At 69.5% G+C, this 18,770-nt stretch carries 18 protein-coding genes; 7 read left to right on the forward strand and 11 right to left on the reverse strand.

Annotated features, from left to right (window positions below; all coding sequences use genetic code 11):
* Window positions 1-37: 37 nt before the first annotated feature.
* Both AC0662_RS03420 and AC0662_RS03425 read right to left on the reverse strand, forming a co-directional pair.
* On the reverse strand, window positions 38-1,864 hold the full coding sequence (locus AC0662_RS03420; protein WP_478298220.1) for a YncE family protein: 1,827 nt from the start codon (window positions 1,862-1,864) through the stop codon (window positions 38-40).
* A 196-nt stretch (window positions 1,865-2,060) separates the two neighbouring features.
* Window positions 2,061-3,275 (reverse strand): helix-turn-helix domain-containing protein, encoded by a 1,215-nt coding sequence (locus AC0662_RS03425; protein ID WP_452198738.1) that lies wholly within the window; start codon window positions 3,273-3,275, stop codon window positions 2,061-2,063.
* 88 nt (window positions 3,276-3,363) lie between these two features.
* Here AC0662_RS03425 and AC0662_RS03430 point away from each other — a divergent pair, with 88 nt between their 5' ends.
* A complete protein-coding gene (locus tag AC0662_RS03430; protein WP_478298222.1) occupies window positions 3,364-3,972 on the forward strand; it encodes a maleylpyruvate isomerase family mycothiol-dependent enzyme in 609 nt (202 codons plus the stop codon).
* Window position 3,973: 1 nt separating this feature from the next.
* Here AC0662_RS03430 and AC0662_RS03435 read toward each other — a convergent pair whose 3' ends face one another.
* From AC0662_RS03435 to AC0662_RS03460, 6 genes are all read right to left on the reverse strand, one after another.
* Window positions 3,974-4,975 (reverse strand): glycoside hydrolase family 43 protein, encoded by a 1,002-nt coding sequence (locus tag AC0662_RS03435; protein ID WP_478298224.1) that lies wholly within the window; start codon window positions 4,973-4,975, stop codon window positions 3,974-3,976.
* A gap of 100 nt (window positions 4,976-5,075) precedes the next feature.
* Entirely contained in the window at window positions 5,076-5,690 is a 615-nt protein-coding gene (locus tag AC0662_RS03440) for a DinB family protein (protein WP_478298226.1), read from the reverse strand.
* Window positions 5,687-6,247 carry a dihydrofolate reductase family protein gene (locus tag AC0662_RS03445; protein WP_452198746.1) on the reverse strand — a complete coding sequence of 187 codons (561 nt, stop codon included), beginning with the start codon at window positions 6,245-6,247 and terminating at the stop codon, window positions 5,687-5,689. The genes AC0662_RS03440 and AC0662_RS03445 overlap by 4 nt, the downstream gene beginning before the upstream one ends.
* A complete protein-coding gene (locus tag AC0662_RS03450) occupies window positions 6,244-7,464 on the reverse strand; it encodes an FAD-binding oxidoreductase (protein WP_452198748.1) in 1,221 nt (406 codons plus the stop codon). The genes AC0662_RS03445 and AC0662_RS03450 overlap by 4 nt, the downstream gene beginning before the upstream one ends.
* Window positions 7,445-8,293, reverse strand: coding sequence for a DUF6597 domain-containing transcriptional factor (locus AC0662_RS03455; RefSeq protein WP_478298228.1), 849 nt, complete (start codon window positions 8,291-8,293; stop codon window positions 7,445-7,447). The genes AC0662_RS03450 and AC0662_RS03455 overlap by 20 nt, the downstream gene beginning before the upstream one ends.
* Window positions 8,294-8,301: 8 nt before the next feature.
* Complete coding sequence (locus AC0662_RS03460) at window positions 8,302-10,230, reverse strand: potassium transporter Kup (protein WP_452198752.1); 1,929 nt, start codon at window positions 10,228-10,230, stop codon at window positions 8,302-8,304.
* Window positions 10,231-10,306: 76 nt separating this feature from the next.
* Here AC0662_RS03460 and AC0662_RS03465 point away from each other — a divergent pair, with 76 nt between their 5' ends.
* From AC0662_RS03465 to AC0662_RS03475, 3 genes are all read left to right on the forward strand, one after another.
* On the forward strand, window positions 10,307-11,554 hold the full coding sequence (locus tag AC0662_RS03465) for an MFS transporter (protein ID WP_452198754.1): 1,248 nt from the start codon (window positions 10,307-10,309) through the stop codon (window positions 11,552-11,554).
* Entirely contained in the window at window positions 11,551-12,084 is a 534-nt protein-coding gene (cpt, locus tag AC0662_RS03470) for a chloramphenicol phosphotransferase CPT (protein ID WP_478298230.1), read from the forward strand. Before AC0662_RS03465 ends, cpt begins: the two co-directional genes overlap by 4 nt.
* Window positions 12,085-12,183: 99 nt before the next feature.
* Window positions 12,184-12,558, forward strand: coding sequence for a DoxX family protein (locus AC0662_RS03475; RefSeq protein ID WP_478298232.1), 375 nt, complete (start codon window positions 12,184-12,186; stop codon window positions 12,556-12,558).
* Here the strand turns inward: AC0662_RS03475 and AC0662_RS03480 are convergent.
* A complete protein-coding gene (locus AC0662_RS03480) occupies window positions 12,507-13,151 on the reverse strand; it encodes a TetR/AcrR family transcriptional regulator (RefSeq protein ID WP_478298234.1) in 645 nt (214 codons plus the stop codon). The two genes, AC0662_RS03475 and AC0662_RS03480, sit on opposite strands and share 52 nt — an antisense overlap.
* A 62-nt stretch (window positions 13,152-13,213) precedes the next feature.
* On the opposite strand from AC0662_RS03480, the gene AC0662_RS03485 reads away from it, so the two are divergent.
* A complete protein-coding gene (locus tag AC0662_RS03485; protein ID WP_452198760.1) occupies window positions 13,214-14,224 on the forward strand; it encodes a hypothetical protein in 1,011 nt (336 codons plus the stop codon).
* 22 nt (window positions 14,225-14,246) lie between these two features.
* Entirely contained in the window at window positions 14,247-14,831 is a 585-nt protein-coding gene (locus AC0662_RS03490; protein ID WP_452198762.1) for a TetR/AcrR family transcriptional regulator, read from the forward strand.
* Here the strand turns inward: AC0662_RS03490 and AC0662_RS03495 are convergent.
* Together AC0662_RS03495 and AC0662_RS03500 are read right to left on the reverse strand one after the other, a co-directional pair.
* Window positions 14,818-15,915, reverse strand: coding sequence for an aldo/keto reductase (locus AC0662_RS03495; protein ID WP_452198763.1), 1,098 nt, complete (start codon window positions 15,913-15,915; stop codon window positions 14,818-14,820). The genes AC0662_RS03490 and AC0662_RS03495 overlap by 14 nt on opposite strands.
* Window positions 15,916-15,975: 60 nt before the next feature.
* Window positions 15,976-16,746 (reverse strand): SDR family NAD(P)-dependent oxidoreductase, encoded by a 771-nt coding sequence (locus tag AC0662_RS03500; RefSeq protein ID WP_478298237.1) that lies wholly within the window; start codon window positions 16,744-16,746, stop codon window positions 15,976-15,978.
* A 33-nt stretch (window positions 16,747-16,779) separates the two neighbouring features.
* On the opposite strand from AC0662_RS03500, the gene AC0662_RS03505 reads away from it, so the two are divergent.
* A complete protein-coding gene (locus tag AC0662_RS03505; protein WP_478298239.1) occupies window positions 16,780-18,741 on the forward strand; it encodes a GMC oxidoreductase in 1,962 nt (653 codons plus the stop codon).
* Window positions 18,742-18,770: the final 29 nt, after the last annotated feature.

Consider the following 18,770-nt stretch of genomic DNA (forward strand, 5'->3'; position numbering starts at 1 on the left):
GCGACCGCGGTCGCCAACACTGTCCTGCGCGGGAGCTTCATCGCAGACCGCCGATGCGGACCAGGTCGCGGCCCTTGATCGTGTAGAGCGCGTCGCCGTTGTGGGATGTGGTGATCAGCGGGTAGCTGTAGATCTGCGCGGCCAGGCCGTCGACCACGGTGGTGACCTTGGCCCCGTCGACCTTGAAGACTCGTTTGCTGTCGGTGCCATAAAGACCGGAGCGGGCGATCGTCAGCCGGCTCTGCCCGGTGCCGATCGTCGCGGTGTCCTGCAGCTTGCCGGTGCGTGGATCGAGTACGGCGAGCCGTCCGTCGTCCGTGGTCGCGTAGAGGCGGCCGCGATAGACCACAACGTCGCTGTAACTCTGTGCCTTGGGCAACGGAGCGCTCTCCCACAGCACCTGGTTGCGCTTCAGGTCGAACGCGACGACGGTTGCCTCGGGCAAGATCGGGTCCGTTCCGAGGCTGTTCCGGGTGGCGCCGCCGAGGTACGCGATCCCGTCCGCGGTGGTGACCGATCGGACCGACTGGTGCGGTACGACGCCGCGGTGGACCTCGCGTTGACCCGAGTCCAGGTGCTGCTCGACGAGCGTTCCGTCGTACTTGCCGTAGTCGGGCTCGGTGGAGATCAGCCAGGTGCGCGAGCGGGCGTCGTACGCGTCGTCGGTCGGCCGGGTCTGCTCGTTGCCGATCTGCCCGAGCTCGTGGAGATCGGTGCCGTCGGGCTTCATCTGCCAGAGCCGGGCCAGTGTGTAAACGCCGAGGTACACGCTCTGGCCGACCGGTGTGAGGGTCTTCGCCTCGCCGGGAAGGAAGGTGCGCGTGCTGGTGCCATTGGCGAGGCCGTGAACCTGGACGCCGGCCTTGCCGCTGACCAGGACCGACGTCGGCGTCGCGGCGATCGCCATCGCCTGCTCCGGCGCGGGTGGCAGCCCGGCCTGACCGAGGTCGGTGCCGGTGAACGTCCCGGTCGCCTGGTCGAAGTCGACGACCTGGCTGGTCAGCTCGGCGCGGATCGTCGAGCCCTCGACGAAGATCCGGTTGAAGTACGCCCCGTCGTACGGCGAACCGAGCTTCGTCAGCGTGTTGTCGCGGTAACGGTAGAGCGTCCCGGACGGGCGGGTGCCGAGATAGATGTCGGCGCCGTCCAGCGTGATCGCGGTGACGTACTGATCGCCGCCGGGCGTCTGCACCTCGACCGGGTGGCTCAGGTCGGTGGTGTCGAACACGAGCATCGTGCCGGTGGGGGACAGGCCCGCGGCGAGTTTCGTGCCGTTCAGGGCGAGGGTCGCGACGAAGGTGCGGTCGGCGTACGCGGCCGGCAGGACGTCGCGGCGGGTGCCGGTGGCGCGGTCGATCGCGATCAGGTGCGCCTGGGTGCCGACGCCGGCGTAGATCGTGGTCGCGTCGGCGGCGATGCTTCGGACGTACTGCTGACCGGGTACGGCGGCGCCGTACGACTTGGTGCCGCCGGTGGACGGGTCGTACTCGTGGACCGCGCCGTCCGGGTAGGTGCCGGCGACGATCTTGCCGTCTGGCGTCGCCGCGATCGACCAGATGAACGATCCGAACTGAGCGACCTTGGTGGCGGTCCCGGTGGTGGTGTCGATCTTGTAGACGTCGCCCGGGGTGTACAGGCCGACGTACAGGTCGGTGCCGATGTGCGTCATCGCCCAGGCGCCGGCGCCGGTCGGCAGCGAGAGTTTGCGGTCGACGGTCCGGCCGACCGGGTCGAAGGCGCCGACCTGGACGGGCGAGACGCCGGAGGTGATGGTCCAGATCCGGTCGCCGACCTGTTCGGCGACACTCGTCGAGGTCACGGCCGAGGCCGGACCGAGGTTCGTGACCTGTGGGCTTTCGGTCACGACCGGAATAGCAGCGCGGGCCGGAGCGGAAACGCTCACGAAACCTGCGCAGACGACCAAGGTGGTGATCAATCCCCGTGCGAATCGCTTGTCCACAAGGCCTCCCGGGACAGTGCGCACTGAATTACGGTCATGGCTGAAATTAGCCGGACGTGCAGCAGTGCGTCAACCGTTCGGGAAACAATCAGCAATGAACTCAGAGATGAACGCGGTAGACGACCAGCGGGCGGCCGCTGCCGGTGCCGAGCTGGGTGCCGGTCGCATCCGCGAGCCCGGCCCGCTCGAGCCGGTTCAGGACCCGGCGTGCGGTGCGCGGCTGGATGCCGAGGTAGTCGGCCACCGACCGCGTGGTCAGACCGTCCTCCTCGGTGCTGTGGACGAGCTCCTGCAACCGCTCGAGGGTCGCCTTGGAGAGCCCGGCACGCTGCGCGAGCAGCTGCAGCTTCGACCGCTGCTGAGCACGCGGCGCCGCGCCGCCGACCAGGACCAGGTCGATGTCGTTGCGCAGTGACACCACCGCCGCGGTCCGCCCCGCGGTCTTCGCCCGGCCGAGCGCGCGCCGGGCCAGCGCCTCGGTCTCGGTCCCGGAACCGCCGATACCGAACCCGATCCGGACTGGTCCGAACTGCTCCTTCAGGCGGGTCAGCATGCCCAGCTCGGTGAACGCGGCGGTCGCCTGCTCCAGCGGTCCGCGGGTCGCGATCACCAGCCAACGCTTGTCGTCGTACCGGAGCACGCTGCCGCCCAGCGAGCCGGCCTCGCGCTGGAGCGCGCTCTCGGCGTCGGGGGAGATCTCGACCAGACCGAGCGCGATCTGCGCATCGTCACTGCGCAAAGCGTCATGCACGAGCAGCAGGCTGTTCACCGCGCTGCGGACGGAGTGCACCGACGGCGCGAGCCGTAGCGTCGTCTGCTCGGTGCGGAGCTTCTCGTATGCCGACCGCAGGCAGGTGATCGCCACGGTCGCGCCGGCCTCGTGGTGGAAGGCGAGGATGTCGTCGAGGCTCAGCCCCGGACGGTACGGCAACACCCGAACGCCACGGGTCGGCAGCCCGACCTCGTCGAACGTCTCGCGGACCTCCGCCTCATCGAGTACGTCGATGCTCAGCGAGGTCACGTCCCGCCCCTCGCGGAGCAGTTGGACGAGGGCGCGCATGAGAGTGGCGCCGGTGTACTCGACGTGCGCGGCCGGACGGTCGAGCAGGTCCTGCGCCGCCGCGATCTGATACGGCACCACGCCGGTGAACAACCACGCGTCGACGCTGCCGGGCGCGTCGGCCATCACCTTGGGCGTGTCCGTCTCGCGCCGGTACCGCAGTGGGACGACCTCTACTCCACGCAGCCCTTTGACGATCCGGCTCGTGGAGGTGACCAGGTCCGACGGTCCCACCACTCCGATCGTCGTCACCATCCGAGGGTCCCCTCCTTCATCGGCTCAGTCTCACCACAACACCCCACCGGAGCAAGAACCCGCGCCGTCGGTCGGCTAGGTTCGCAGCATGGAGCGCGTGCACGAGTGGATCGACGAGGGTACGGCGCTGTGCCGCGAGGCGCTCGCTGATCTTGCAGCGCAGTCGTTGCTGCCCGGGTGGTCGCGGCGGCACGTGGCGGCGCATCTGTCGCTGAACGCGGAGGCGCTGGGCAACCTGGTGTACTGGGCGCGCACCGGCGAGGAACGGCCGATGTACCCGTCAGCCGAGGCTCGCAACGCCGACATCGAGGCGAGCGCTGGGCGGTCCGACCTGCGCGCGTGGTTCGACTCGTCCGCGGCAGTTCTCGCGGGCGCCATGGCCGAGCTGAGTCCGGAGCAGTGGAAGGCAACGGTCCGAACCGCCCAGGGGCTCCCGATCCCGGCCACCGACATTCCGTGGATGCGCAGCCGCGAGGTGCTGATCCACGCCGTCGACCTCGGCACCGGGCTCACCTTCGCCGACCTCCCGACGGACTTCCTGGAAGCACTCTGCGACGACATCCGCACCAAGCGCGGCGACGTACCGACGATCGAGGGTCCCCTTCCGGACCAAGCCGCATACCTGTCCGGTCGCGCCTACTCCGACGTCACCACCGCGGACGGCGCTCCCGCACAGCCCCTCCCGCCCTGGCTCTGAGCTAGAGGAAGGCGCCGACGGATGGGGTGTTGTCCGCGGACCAGTTGAGGATGGCGGCGTAGAGGACTCGGCGGTGGGTGACGCCGTTCGTGATCTGGGCATCGGTGCAAGGCGTCGTACCGGTGCCGCAGACCCAGGCGTGGAGGAAGATCCGCCAGCCGCCGTCGAGTGACGGGGTGACGTCGGCGCCGCCGGGACCGCACAGGGCGGTGCCGGCTGAGGTCAGCAGCGAGTTCTCGGTGGCGGCGGCGAAGGTCCAGCGATCGGCGGAGCGCAGCCAGACGGTCGCGTAGCTGCAGTTGTCGTAGCCGTAGCGAGAAGCGAACAGGATGTACTGCGATCCGCGCTGCACCATCGTCGGGTTCTCGATGATGCCGTCGCGTCGCAGCAGTTCGCGGCTGTTCGCGCCGGTCGCGTGCAGACCGGCACTGTCGAGCGGCACCATTCGGAGCGACGACGGGATCTGCTGGGTCTTGTACAGCAGGAATCGGTTCCCGTCGCTGTCCTGGAAGGGGGAGGGGTCGATCACGCCGGCCGCCGCGATGGGCCGACCGGGTACGCCGTCCTCGGCGCCGTGTTGCCCGTCGGGACAGACGAGTGGAGCGTCGCCGATCGGTTGGTACGGCCCGCCGGCTTGCGACGACGTGGCGACGCCGATGCACCGTTGCCCGCCGAAGCTTTTCGCGACGGCCGAGTAGTAGAGGACGTACCCGGCGGACGTCTGCCAGGCATCCGGTGCCCACACGTCCGCGGTGGTGTCCATCCACGCCGGTGCGGTCGCGAGCGCCGTACCCACGCTCGACCATGGTCCGCTCGCGGTGTCGCCGCGGCTGACGCGTCCGCTCGGTCCCGTGGTGAACGCGTAGAAGTCACCGCCGGAGCGCAGGATGCCGGGATCGGCGACGGAGTTGCTGGGTGCGTACACGGGCTTGGGCACGGCCGCTTGGGCGGGTGACACGATCACCAGCGCGCCGACGACGGCCAGCAGCAGAGCTTTCCACATGCGGACAACCTCCCCAGGGGCGTGGATCAGTCGCACCACATCCTGAGGCCAAATTCCAACACCCTCAAGAGCGCAGGCCGAACATTTTTCCCACCTGGAGTTAAGAGTCCGCGCGAGGCTGGTACTCCGGGCGGCTGCGGACGTACGTCATCCAGGTCTCGCGGTCGATCTCGCCAGTGATGCGGGCGCGGTACATCCCCAGGTACTCCGGATCGTCCGGCGACATCGGGTCGCCCGGCCGGCTCCCGATCCGACCGTCGATCAGCTCCCGCGTCACGTCCGCGTGACCCGCGTGCCGGGTCGTGTCCAGGAGCACGGTGAATGCCATGTCCCGCACCGTGACCGTGGACCCGGAATGGTGCGTGCCGGTCGTCTCGAGATCAAGCTCCTCGACCGACCGTGCGCCGGCCGCACACGCGCGGCGGTACCCGTCGACGATCTCCGCCGGCGACTCGTCGGGCGTCGCCCACATGTCGAGCCCGAACCACAACTCCTCGTCGGTGCACTCCGGGAACATGTCGACGTCCCGCCCGAACGCCACACACAAGTACCCGTGCGTGATCCCGGTCAGGTGCTTCACAATGCCGATCAGGTTCGTCCCGCTCATCGTCATCGGACGCCGGAGTTCGTCGTCGGTGAGGCCCTCGACCTTCCAGATCAGCGAGGTCTGGACGGTGTCGAGCTCCTTCAGCAGGCGGGTCTTCTCGGGAGTCACTTCACGACCTTGTAGTGGAGGTGGGTGACGTCGCGGGCGGGGAGCTGGCGGACCTGCTCGAGTTCGATGTACTCGGCGGGCAAGTTGTCGAACAGGCGTCGGCCCTGGCCGAGCAGAACGTTGACGACGTGCAGCTCGATCTCGTCGATCAGCCCCTCGCGGAGCAGCGCCTGCGCGGCCCCGGCGCCGTGGACCATCACGTTCTTTTCGCCCGCCGCGGCCTTGGCCAGCGCAGCCGCCTCGGCGACATCGGTGACCCACCGCGCGGTCCCGGGCGGTACGTCGTTCGGGTCCACCTGGTGCGTCAGGATGAACATCGGTACACCGTCATGGTGGTCACCCTGCCACCGACGAGCGTGCTCGAACGTACGCCGTCCCGCGATCAACGCACCGGTCGCCTGACCCTCGGCGTACACCTGTCCACTCGGCCCGTCGCTGTTGCGATCGTCGAGCCAGTTGAAGAGCCGGAACCCGCCGCGACCCATCGGCTCGTCGAAGCTGTCGTCCGGTCCGACCACGAAACCGTCCAGCGACATGCTCATGTACAGCACGATCATCGGGCACCTCCAAGTGCTTGCGGGAAGTGGAACACACCGTCGGGGTCGTACTTCTGCTTGATGCCGGTCAACCGCCCGAGGTTCTCCCCGTGGTACGCCGCCGCCCAATCGGACAGCTCAGGGTCGGGGAAGTTCTGGTAGACCCGGCCCGACGCGTACCGGTGGGCGAGCGCCCAGGACCGTCGTACCGCGTCGCTATCAGGGCCGACGTGTTCGAGGAGGAAACGCTCGCTGCGATGCGGAAAGGCCGTCGCGCCGGCGGGGACGCGGTTGTACGCGCCGCCCATCGGGGTGAAGTGCAGCTCGCAGTCGCTCCGTACGAGTTCGGCGATCGCGTCCGGCGGCAGCGGCGCCCCGACGAACTCGGACTTGCTGTGAATCACCCGATCGTCCGGCTCGCCTTCCGAGAGGACACGCTTGAGATCCGGCCAACTGAGGTCATCCCGCACCTCGACCGCACCGTCACCGAGCGGCCCGGCATCGAAGCGGCCGAGCGCCGCGCCGAACACCTTCACCCCGTCCACGGTCACCTCGAGGGATGCGGTGATGTCGTCCGGGGCGTCCGGCGCCCAGTCCTGCCACGTGGCGATCACGTCGGCGGCCCGGGCGCGGGGCCAGGTGATGACGAAGAGCGTCGCGTGCGGCGACGGTACGGCGTCGAAGGTCAGCGACGTGACGACCCCGAACTGCCCGCCACCCGCACCGCGCAAGGCCCAGAACAGATCGGGTTCTCGCTCCGCGTCACACGTCATAACGTTGCCGTCGGCAAGTACCACGGTCGCGGCGAGGAGCCGGTCGCAGGTGAGGCCGTAGCGCCGCCCGAGCAGACCAAGCCCACCCCCGAGCGTCAGGCCCGCGATCCCCACCGTCGGCCCACACCCAGCCGGAATCGTCAGCCCGTGCTGGTGCAGCTCCCGGTAAACAGCCGCCAACCGAGCCCCGGCGCCGATCGTCGCAACCGTGTCCTGAACTGAGATCGCACTCAGCGCCGACAGATCGAGCATCACGCCGGTGGTGGAGGAGCGGCCCGCGAAGCAATGGCCGCCGCCGCGCGGAGTCAGCGGGAGGTTCTTCGAGCGGGCGTACGACAGCGCCTCGACCACGTCGTCGATCGACTCGCACCGCGCGACGACGTGTGGACGGATCCCGGCGTACTGCGGGTGCGCCGGCCGCCGCAAGACGTCGTACTGCTCGTGGTCAGGACCGATCAGTTCCATGGGTCGACGCTAGAAGCGGACGACCGCGCTGCGCTTGAACGAAACGGTCGTACCACCCGGCGAGGAACGGCCGGTACGACGCCGAGTGGTCGTGCCCGCAGTCGCACCGGTCGGCCTTGTCGCCGAGCAGGTCGCGCGGCGTCACCCCGGTCAGCCGTACGCACTCGCGGGTCAGATGCGCGTGATCGGCGTAACCGGTCTCGGCCGCGAGGTCGGCGAGCCCGCTGCCGAACCCGGCCTGCGCGAGCGCGAGGTACCCCTGGAACCGCAGCGTCCGCTGCAACGCCTTCGGCCCGGTCCCGATCGCGGTCAGGCACCGGCGCCGCAGCTGACTCTCCGACAGCGCGAGATCGTCGGCCAGCGTCGCGATCCCGGTCGGCTCCCACGGCATCAACCGGCGCACCATCTCCGTCACAACCGAGTCCGGCCGCACCGGCTGCCCGGCCAGATACCGCTGGACGTCGAGCAACGCCGCCTGTGGTGTCGCGGCGTCAGCCACCGCCCACCCGATCGCCTCGGCCGCCGGACCCCACAGATCCACCGCGCAGTCGACGAGCTCATCCGCCGGTACGCCGAGCAACGGCGTACTCGCACCGGGCATGAACCGCACGCCGACGATCGTGGTCCGGGCCGGGATCGTCTGCAGGTGCGCCCGGGTGAGCGGCCCGATCAACCGCGGAACGCCGCCGACCGGGCAGTGCAGTTCGACACCACCGGTCGGCAGATCGCGCTGCGCGTACGGCCGCGATCCCGTGCGCTGGATCCAGACCGTACGGACGAGGCCGGCCAGTGCAGGCACCGGCGGACTCTCGTCGTACGTCTGGTCCATGGCGGCGGCTACAACTCGATGTGGGAGCCGATGATGACGGTGCGGTCGCGGGGGAGACCGAAGTGTTCGGCCGCGTCCGCGGTGATGTGCGACGTGGCGAGGAACAGTTGCTTACGCCAGCCCGCCATCGTCGGCGCCTGCCCGCGCCGGAGTTCGATCTTCGACAGGAAGTACGACGCGTTGTCGAGATCGAGCGGTCCCTCCGACTGATCCGGATCGAGCCGCGCGAGCGCCGCCGGTACGTCGGGACGCTCCATGTACCCGAACTTGATCGTGACGTGGGTGATCCCGTCGTTGCCGTACCCGAGGTCGTTCACCATCACGCGCTTGTCCTCGGGGACCCGGGGCACCGGCTCGGTGTCGATCGCGACGATCACCACGTGCTGGTGCCGGACCTGGTTGTGCTCGACGTTCGCCCGCAGCGCGAGCGGCGCGCTGGTCCCGCCGCGGTTCAGGAAGATCGCCGTCCCCGGCACTGTGCGGACCGGCAGCATGCCGGAGCTCAGCTCGTCGATGAACTCCTGCAGCGAGCCCTCGGCATGTTCCCGCTCCCGGGTGACGACCTCGCGGCCACGCTGCCAGGTCGTCATCACGGTGAACGCGGTGAGCGCGATCAGCAGCGGCAGCCACGCGCCGTGCAGCAGCTTGGTCAGGTTCGCCGCGATGAACAGCCCGTCGATCAGCAGCAGCGGGACCGCGCCGAGCAGGATCAGCCACTTCGGGATGTTCCAGCGGTAGTGCGCGACGTAGAAGAACAGCAGTGTGGTGATGGTGATCGTCCCGGTCACCGTCATGCCGTACGCGTACGCCAGCGCGGCCGAGCTGCGGAACGCGAAGATCAGCGTCAGCACCGACACGAACAGCAGCCAGTTGACGAAGGGGACGTAGATCTGGCCGATCGTCGTCGCCGACGTGTGCGTCACCCGCAGCCGCGGCAGGTACCCGAGCCGGGCGGCCTGGGCCATCACCGAGTAGGCACCGGTGATGACGGCCTGCGACGCGATCACGGTCGCGGCCGTCGCGAGCAGGACCAGCGGCAGCCGGCCCCAGCTCGGGACGAGCAGGAAGAACGGGCTGCTGATGTTTTCGTGGTTCTTCAGGATCAGCGCGCCCTGGCCCATGTAGCTGAGCGTGAGGGCCGGCAGTACCAGGAACAGCCAGCCCCGGCTGATCGCCTTCCGGCCGAAGTGCCCCATGTCGGCGTACAGCGCCTCGGCGCCGGTGATCGACAGCACGACCGCCGCGAGCGCGAAGAACGCGATGTGGAAGTGCCCGGCCAGGAAGCCGACCGCGTACGTCGGGGAGAGTGCCTTGAGGATCGCGGTGTGCTCGAGGATGCCGCCGATCCCGGCCGCGCCGATCACGGCGAACCACACGATCATCACCGGCCCGAACGCCCGGCCGATCTGCTCGGTGCCGCGGCGCTGGACCATGAACAGCCCGATGATGATGACCGCGGTGATCGGGATCACGTACTCGCCGAGCGACGGCTGTACGGTCTTCACGCCCTCGACCGCGGACAGCACCGAGATCGCCGGCGTGATCATGCCGTCGCCGAAGAACAGCGCCGCACCGAACAGACCCACCGTCGCCAGCACCCCGGAGGCCTTCCGGCCCGGGTGCGTACGGGTCCACTTGCGGAGCAGCGTGATCAGCGCCACCACGCCGCCCTCGCCGTTGTTGTCCGCGCGCATCGTGAGCAGGATGTACGTGACGGTGACGATGATCATCACCGACCAGAAGATCAGCGACACGACGCCGTACACGTTGTGGTCACTGAGCGGCACCGGGTGCGGGTCTTCGGGGTTGAAGACCGTCTGGAGGGTGTAGATAGGGCTGGTACCGATGTCGCCGAAAACGACACCGAGTGCGCCGACCACCACTGCGAGCTTGACCGTGTCGCGCGCTGTGGCGCTGTGCGCCTGCTGATCCGTCACGTCCCCGGACACTACCCGCCTGGAGAGCTCACGGCGCGCATGTCGAGTCGGGACGGACAGCTCCGACGTACCGGGTATGACAGCCGAGCGAGTACTGCGGACCTACCTCACGCTGGTCGTGGTGTCGACGGGCGCGTCGTCGATGATCTGGGGGATCAACACATTGTTCCTGCTGGACGCCGGTCTGAGCGTCGGGAAGGCGTTCGCCGCGAACGCGTTCTTCACCGCCGGGATGGTGCTGTTCGAGGTCCCGACCGGCGTCGTCGCGGACACGGTCGGCCGGCGTGCGTCGTACCTGCTCGGGACCGCCACGCTGATGGGCACGACGCTGCTCTACCTGTTGCTGTGGCGCACCCACGCCCCGTTTGTGTGGTGGGCCGTGGTGTCGGCGCTGCTCGGTCTCGGGTTCACGTTCTTCAGTGGCGCGACCGAGGCGTGGCTGGTCGACGGGCTGCATGCGACCGGGTACCGCGGCTCGCTGGACGACGCGTTCGCGAAGGGACAGGTGGCGAACGGGATCGCGATGCTGGCCGGATCGATCGGCGGTGGCGTGCTCGCGCAGCTCACGAATCTCGGGATGCCGTACGTCGTGCGCGCCTTGTTGCTGTTGGCCACGTTCGCGGTGGCGTGGCGCTCGATGCGGGACATCGGGTTCACGCCGAAGCCGCGCGTCTCGGTACGCGGTGAGATGCGCGGGATCGTCCGGGCCTCGCTGCGGCACGGCCTGCTGAACCGGCGGGTGCGTTGGGTGATGCTGGCCGGACCGTTCACGGCCGGGGTGAGCGTGTACGGGTTCTACGCCGCGCAACCATATCTCTTACAGCTGTACGGGCACACCGACTCGTACGCCGTCGCGGGTCTGTCGGCCGGGATCGTCGCGGGGGCGCAGATCGCGGGCGGGGCGTCGGCGTCGTCCCTGGCGCGGATCTTCCGGGACCGGATCCGGACGCTGATCGCGGCGATCCTGGTGTCCGGCGTCCTGATCGCGTCGATCGGGCTGGTGACGTCGTTCGGGCTCGCGCTGGTGCTGCTGATGGGGTGGGGGACGATGTTCGCCGCGATGTCGCCGGTGCGGCAGGCGTACCTGAACAGTCACATCCCGTCGGAGCAGCGGGCGACGGTGCTGTCGTTCGACAACCTGCTCGGGTCGGCGGGCGGCGTGGTGATCCAGCCGACGCTCGGTCGCGCCGCGGACGTGTGGGGGTACGGGACGGCGTACCTGGTGTCGGCGGTGATCCAGGCGCTCGCCGTACCGTTCCTCGCGCTGGCGCGGCGTAAACCGGTCGAGAGCCCGCGGACCGAGACCCTAGTCTTGCGGGCGTGACGGCTCGACTGATCATCATCAACGGTGGGTCCAGTTCCGGGAAGACCGGGATCGTGCGGTGTCTGCAGGCGGTCCTGGCCGAACCGTGGCTGGCGCTCAGCGTGGACAACTTCGTGGACGCGCTGCCGGCCGATCTGGAGGGCTCGCCGGACGGCATCCTGATCGGCCCGGGCGGCGAGGTGTCCGTCGGGCCGGCGTTCCGTGAACTGGAAGCGGCCTGGACGGCGGGGCTCGTCGCGATGTGTCGCGCCGGCGGCCGCGTCATCGTCGACGACGTGTTCCTCGGCGGCCCGGCCTCGCAACAGCGCTGGCGCGACGCGATCGGCGACCTCGAGACGCTCTGGGTCGGCGTCCACTGCGCTCCCGAGATCGCCGCCGGCCGCGAGATCGCCCGCGGCAACCGCGCCGGAGGCATGGCCGAGAAGCAGGCCCATGTAGTCCACGAGGGCATCACGTACGACGTCGAGGTCGACACCTCCCACACCGAATCCATCACCTGCGCCCACACCATCGCGAGCCACGTGAACTAGCGGTCGTTCCGTGGTGGATCCGTGGTCACCACGGATGCCTGTCGCGGGCGGTTCGCGGGACCTTCGTCGTACCGGAACACAACGACGAAGGAGAAGCTCATGAGTACGTCGGTGACGACCCAGCGGACCGTCCGGCCCCGGACGGTGGTTTTGTGGGTGGTGCAGGTTCTGCTCGCCGCGCAGTTCGTGATGGCGGCGGCGCCGAAGCTGACCGGGAACGCGGCGATGGTGGACATGTTCGCCGAGGTCGGCGCCGGTCAGTGGCTGCGGTACTTGGTCGGTGCGCTCGAGCTCGCGGGAGCGATCGGTCTGCTCGTGCCGCGGGTGTGCCGGATCGCGGCGCTCGGGCTGGTGGCGTTGATGGCCGGCGCGACGATCACCAACCTGTTCGTGCTGGGAGCGTCGCCGGTGCTCCCGGTGGTCTACCTGCTGGTGGCCGGTGTCGTGGTCTGGTTCCGCAAGCCGGTCAGGTGACTGTCGACGACGGCGAGGGCGTGGATCGTCCGCGCGCGGTGCTCCGCGACCACGGGCGCCTCGTCCTCGCCGGCGAGAATCCGCCGTACCGCGTGCAGATGGACGGTCCGGTACGCCGCGACGCTGAGTGCGGCCGTCAGTTCGGGATCGGGGACGGCTGTGCTCGCCATCGCGGCGGCGATCGCCCGCTCGACATGGTCGGTGAGCTCGCGGGCCCGGGACTGCAACGCGCGGGACTCGGCGATGACCTCCCAGAAGCGCCGGAAGCTCGCGCGGATCGTGGACAGCGGGTGCCCGGCGTCGGCGAGGGCGACCAGCAGATCAGACAGCGCCAGAACCGCGGACGTGCCGGCCGGCCGGTCGTTGATCGCGCCAACGACCAGCGCTTCCGCCTCGGGATAGCGGTCGAAGAGCAGGTCCTCCTTGCGGGCGAAGTGCGCGAACACCGTCGGCCGCGCGACATCCGCCGCCTCGGCGATCTCGGACACCGACACCGCGTCGAACCCGCGCTCGAGGAACAGCCCGGTCGCCACCTCCGAGATCCGGCTGCGGAGCTCGGCCTTCTTCCGCTCCCGGCGGCCGTTCTGGTTCACGCTTGAACCATACCGGATAAAAAGATGTACCGAGTATGACTTTGATTGCTAGGCTGCGGAGCATGCGAGCCATCGGGGTGAACTACGACACCGGCCTGCGGTACGACGGCCGGGACACACACGAGCGCTTCGACGCGGACGTCGTACGCCAGGACCTGGCGGTGATCGCGAACGAGCTGCGGGCTCCCGCGGTCAGGGTCTCGGGGAACGATCCGGACCGGCTGGCGATCGCGGGGGAGGCGGCGCTCGCGGCCGGGCTCGATCTGTGGTTCTCGCCGGTGCCGATGGATCTCGAGCCGGACGAGTTCATCGCCTTCCTGGCCGACTGTGCCGGTCGGGCGGAGCAGCTGCGGCAGTCCGGTCGTGGCGAGGTCGTGCTGGTGCTCGGGTGCGAGCTGTCCGTGTTCTGCAAGGGCTTCATTCCCGGAGCGACGTCGGGGGAGCGGCTCGCGCTGATGGCGGACCCGGCGACCTGGACCGATCCGGCGAAGCTGACCGAGCTACAGGCGGGGCTCGCGCGCTGGGGCGACGTACAGCAGCAGTTGGTGTCGGCCGGGCGTACGGCGTTCGGTGGCCGGATCACGTACGCCGCCGGGATGTGGGAGGACGTGAACTGGGACCTCTTCGACATCGTCAGCGTCGACGCGTACCGGGACGCGGCCAACCGGGCGACCTTCGCCGACGAGCTCGGGGCCCGGTCGAAGTGGGGGAAGCCGGTCGTCGCGACCGAGTTCGGCTGCTGCGCGTACCGCGGCGCCGGAGACCGCGGCGGGACCGGCTGGATGATCGTGAACCGCAGTGTCGACCCGCCGGCGCTCAACGGTGCCTACGAGCGACGGGAGGAGGAACAAGTGGAGTACCTGTACGGACTCGTCGAGGAGTTCGACCGGATCGAGCTGGCGGCGGCGTTCTGGTTCAGCTACGCCGGCTTCGGTCTGCCGCACCGCCCGGACGATCCGGAGCACGATCTCGACCTCTCGTCGTACGGGCTGGTCGCGGTCGGGGACGACGGGGAGCGGACGCCGAAGCGGGTGTTCGGGGCGCTCGCGGAGCTGAACAGTCGGCGGTCTTAGACCGGCGGGTACATTTGCTGATGTGTTGACAGCGAAGGGTGCGGCGACGCGGGAGCGGATCGTCGCGGCGGCCGCGGCCGAGATCCGCGAGCGTGGGATCAGTGCGGTGAAGCTCGACGACATCGGGCAGCGCAGCCGGACCGGGAAGAGCCAGCTCTTCCACTACTTCCCCGAGGGCAAGGAGCAGCTGCTGCTCGCTGTCGCCGAGCGCGAGGCCGAGCGGGTGCTCGAGGACCAGGAGCCGCAGCTCGGACAGCTGACCAGCTGGGACGCCTGGCGCGAATGGCGGGACGTCGTCGTCGAGAAGTACCGGCGGCAGGGCGTGAACTGCCCGCTCGGTGTCCTCATCACCGAGATCGGCCGGCACACGCCCGCCGCGCAAGCGGTCACCGCGACGCTGCTCGCCCAGTGGCAGGAGCGGCTCGCGACCGGCATCGAGGAGATGAAAGCGGCGGGCGAGATCCGTGCCGACGTGGATCCCGCCCGCGCTTCGGCAGCGCTGATCGCCGCGATCCAGGGCGGCGTCGCGATCCTGCTGTCGTCCGGATCGTCGACCCATCTGGAGTACGCGCTCGACCTGTGCCTGGACTACCTCAGCGCCAATTGAGCACCGGCGGCTGATACCCGACCGGCTTGTCAGCGACCTTCACGCCGGGGTTCACCAACCAGCCCTGGTACTCCGGCGTGAACATCCGGTACACCGACGACGGCGGTACGGCGCTCGCGTCGTCGAGCGCCGCCCGCAGCTCGGCCGGGAGCTCGAAGTCGAGCGCCGCGATACTCGACTCGAGCTGCTCCGGGCGACTCGCGCCCACGATCGCCGAGGCCACGCCCGGTTGAGTTGCGGCCCAGTTGACCGCCACCTGCGCCATCGTCACGCCCAGCTTGTCCGCCACCTCCCGCACGGTCGTCAGCAGGTCCCACTGCCGGTCGGTCCAGGACTGTCCGGCCGCCCCGTCACCGGTGAGCCGGCCCTCGCCCGCCATCTGCTGCGCGGCGTCGCGCTGGTACTTCCCGGTCAGGAAGCCACCGCCGAGCGGGCTCCACGCGGTGATCCCCAACCCGAGTTGCTGCGCCATCGGGACGTGCTCGGTCTCGACGGTCCGCTCGATCAGCGAGTACGGCAGTTGCAGGCTGACCATCGGTGTCAGCGAGTGCGCGTCGGCGAGAGTCTGCGCGCGAGCGGCGTACCAGGCCGGTACGTCGGACAGGCCGGCGTACCGGATCTTGCCCGCGCGGGCGAGGTCGTCGAGGGTCCGCAGTACCTCGTCGACTCCGGTGATGCGGTCCCAGGTGTGCAGCAGGAAGAGGTCGACGTAGTCGGTGCCGAGCCGGCGCAGCGATTCGTCGAGGGCGCGGATCAGGTGCTTGCGGCTGTTGCCGCCCGCGTTCGGGTCGCCGGTGTCGACGCTGTTGGTCGCCTTGGTGGTGAGCACCATCCGCTCCCGGACGCCCGCCTCGGCGATCAGCCGGCCGAGGATCCGTTCGCTCTCACCCGCGGTGTAGAAGTCGGCGGTGTCGATGAAGTTGCCGCCCGCCTCGATGTAGGCCCGGAAGATCGCCCGGGCCTCGTCCTCGGTCTTCCCGTACGGCGCGTGGAAACCCGCCTGGCCGAAGTTCATAGTGCCCAGCGCGAGCCGGCTGACGCGCAGTCCGGAGCGGCCGAGCAGGTAATAGTCGTCAAGTGCCATGACCACAGCGTTGCTCGGGAAAAATGGACCGGCAAGTACAAAGACTCGGTGCCTGTGGGTTCAGAGGGCCGTGTAGCCACCGTCGACGGGCAGCACGGCACCGGTGACGTAGGCGGCCGCGGGCGAGGCGAGGAACGCGTACGGCGCCGCGATCTCGTCGACCGTCGCGCGCCGGCCGAGCGGCGTGAACGTGCTGATCCGGCGGTCGGAGGCGGGGTCGTCATGCGCCGTGACGCTGTCCATGATGTTGGCGACGTACCCGGGGGCGATCGCGTTCACCCGGATCCCGTGCTCGGCCCACTCCGCCGCGAGCGTCCGGACCAGCTGGTTGATCCCGCCCTTGCTGGCTGCGTACGGCGCCAGCGTCGGGATCCCCACCTGGCCGGCGATCGACGACGTCATCGTGACCGAGCCGCCGCTCCGCTCCGAGATCCAGTACCGCGCCGCGGCCTGTGCGGGCAGGAACGCACCCCGCAGGTTCACCGCGAGGATCCGGTCCCACTCGTCCGGCGTGTACTCGATCGCCGGCTTGATGATGTCGATCCCCGCGTTGCACACCACGTGATCCAGCCGCCCGAACTCCCGCACCGCCGCGTCAACCAGCTGCCGCGCCACCCCCGCATCCACGACGTCACCGGCGACAGCCACGACCCGCCCCGGATACTCCACGGCCAACTGCTCCACGGCCGCCGCCGTCTCGTCCGCCGCATACCCGTTCACCACCACCGAGGCCCCCTGCCCCAGCAACACCCGCGCAATCGCCAACCCGATCCCACGACTCGACCCAGTCACCACGGCAGCAGTACCCGACAGGCCGAAGATCTCACTCATGCGCCAAACGGTAGTGCGTGAAAGGATTTGACGATGGGCCTGTCTGAACAGCAACGGATCGTGCTCGAGCGGTTGGCGGAGTTTGCCGTGCCTGGGGCGGGTGGTGGGGCGGTCGGGTTCGTTGAGCAGGTGGTGACGGTGGATCGGCCCGACTGGCTGGCGCGGGTCGAGCGTGGGCTGGCGGTGGAGCTCGATCGGGTGCTGGACGACCCGGACGGTGCCTGGTTGGTGCGGTTGATCGCGCAGGGGTACTACGCGCAGCCCGGCTCCTGGGAGTCGGTCGGTTGGCGTACGCCGGAGTTCGCGCCGGTGCAGACGTCGCTCGACGTCACGGCGCGCGAGGACCTGGGGGAGCGGTACGACTCCATCGTGATCGGCTCAGGCGCCGGCGGAGGTGCCACGGCGCAGGTGCTCGCCGAGTCGGGGCGATCGGTGCTCGTCGTGGAGCTGGGGAGCTACCCGTCGACGGAGTCGCTCTCGCACGACCACCTGCGGAACCCGCGGTCGGTCGTGGGGTTGCCGGCGGCAACGGATCCGGACCCGACCGGGCGGCCGCGGGTGTCGGTCGTGGATGGGGTCCGGAGCCAGGTGCTGCCGCCCGACGGCGGGTGGGGGAACAACGCGTTCACGGTCGGCGGCGGCACCCGCGTGTACGGCGCGCAGGCCTGGCGGTTCGTCCCGCGCGACTTCCGGATGGCGACGACGTACGGCGTACCGGAAGGCAGTGCGCTGGCCGATTGGCCGATCTCGTACGACGATTTGGAGCCTTACTACTCGTTGGCGGAGCAGCGGTTCGGAGTGAGCGGCGGCGGCGTCGACCCCTGGCACGACTCGCGATCGATCCCGCTACCGATGCCGCCGTTGCCGAGGACCGGGCCGGCGCATCGGTTGGCGGCTGCCGCGGAGCGGTTGGGGTGGGGGACTCTCGACGTACCGCTGCTGATCAACTCGGTCGACTATCAAGGGCGGTCCGGGTGCGTGCGGTGCGCGCAGTGCGTCGGGTTCGCGTGTCCGGTGGAGGCGAAGAGCGGGACCCATAACACCGCGCTCCCCGCGGCGTTGGCCACCGGCAACTGCACGTTGGTCACCGAGACGACGGCTGAGCGCTTGGTGACCGATTCGACCGGCCGGGTCGTCGGCATCGCGCTGGCCGCGAGTGACGGGTATGGCGGGATCTGGCGACGCACCGTCGCGTGCGCGGAGGTCGTGGTTGCCGCCGGCGCGTCGGAGACCCCGCGGTTGTTGCTGAACAGCGCGCACGACGGCGAGCCAAACGGTCTCGGCAACGACCAGGACCAGGTCGGCCGGCATCTACAGGCCCATGTGTACGCCGGAGCGGTCGGGCTGTTCGAGGACGAGGTGATGGATCTCGTCGGGCCCGGGGTGTCGATCGCGACCTGCGACTTCCGGCACGGGAACGACGGGATCGTCGGCGGCGGGATGCTCGCGAACGAGTTCGTGCCGACACCCGCCTCGACGTACGACTATCTGACCGGGGCCGGGATGATTCCGGTCGCCGGGGTGGAGAGTCAGCAGGCGATGCGGCGCGAGCTCCGCCGGATGCTGCGGGTGGTCGGTCCGATCCAGGAGGTGTCGTCCGCGGAGTCCAGGGTCCGCGTCGACCCCTCGGTGGTCGACCGTTTCGGCAACCCGGTCGTCGTCACCAGCGGCTCGATCCATCCCGAGGACGCCCGGGCCCAGGCCTTCATGAGCGCCAAGGCCAGGACGTGGCTGGAGGAGGCCGGTGCGACCCGCACAGCCGTCGGCGGCCTAGGTACGTTGGGCCAGGCCAGCACCGGCCAGCACCAGGCAGGCAGCTGCCGGATGGGCGACGACCCGACGCGTTCGGTCACCGACCCGAACGGCCGGCTCTGGGGCCACGAGAACGTCTGGATCGCCGACGCGTCGCTGCACGTCACCAACGGCGGCGTAAACCCGGTCCTGACGGTCCTGGCCAACGCCCTCCGCGTCGCCACTCACATCACCCGCGCCTGAGCCCCGTCGCTGGCGGGTTGCTTGACCGC

The organism is Kribbella sp. NPDC043289, assembly GCF_056436705.1.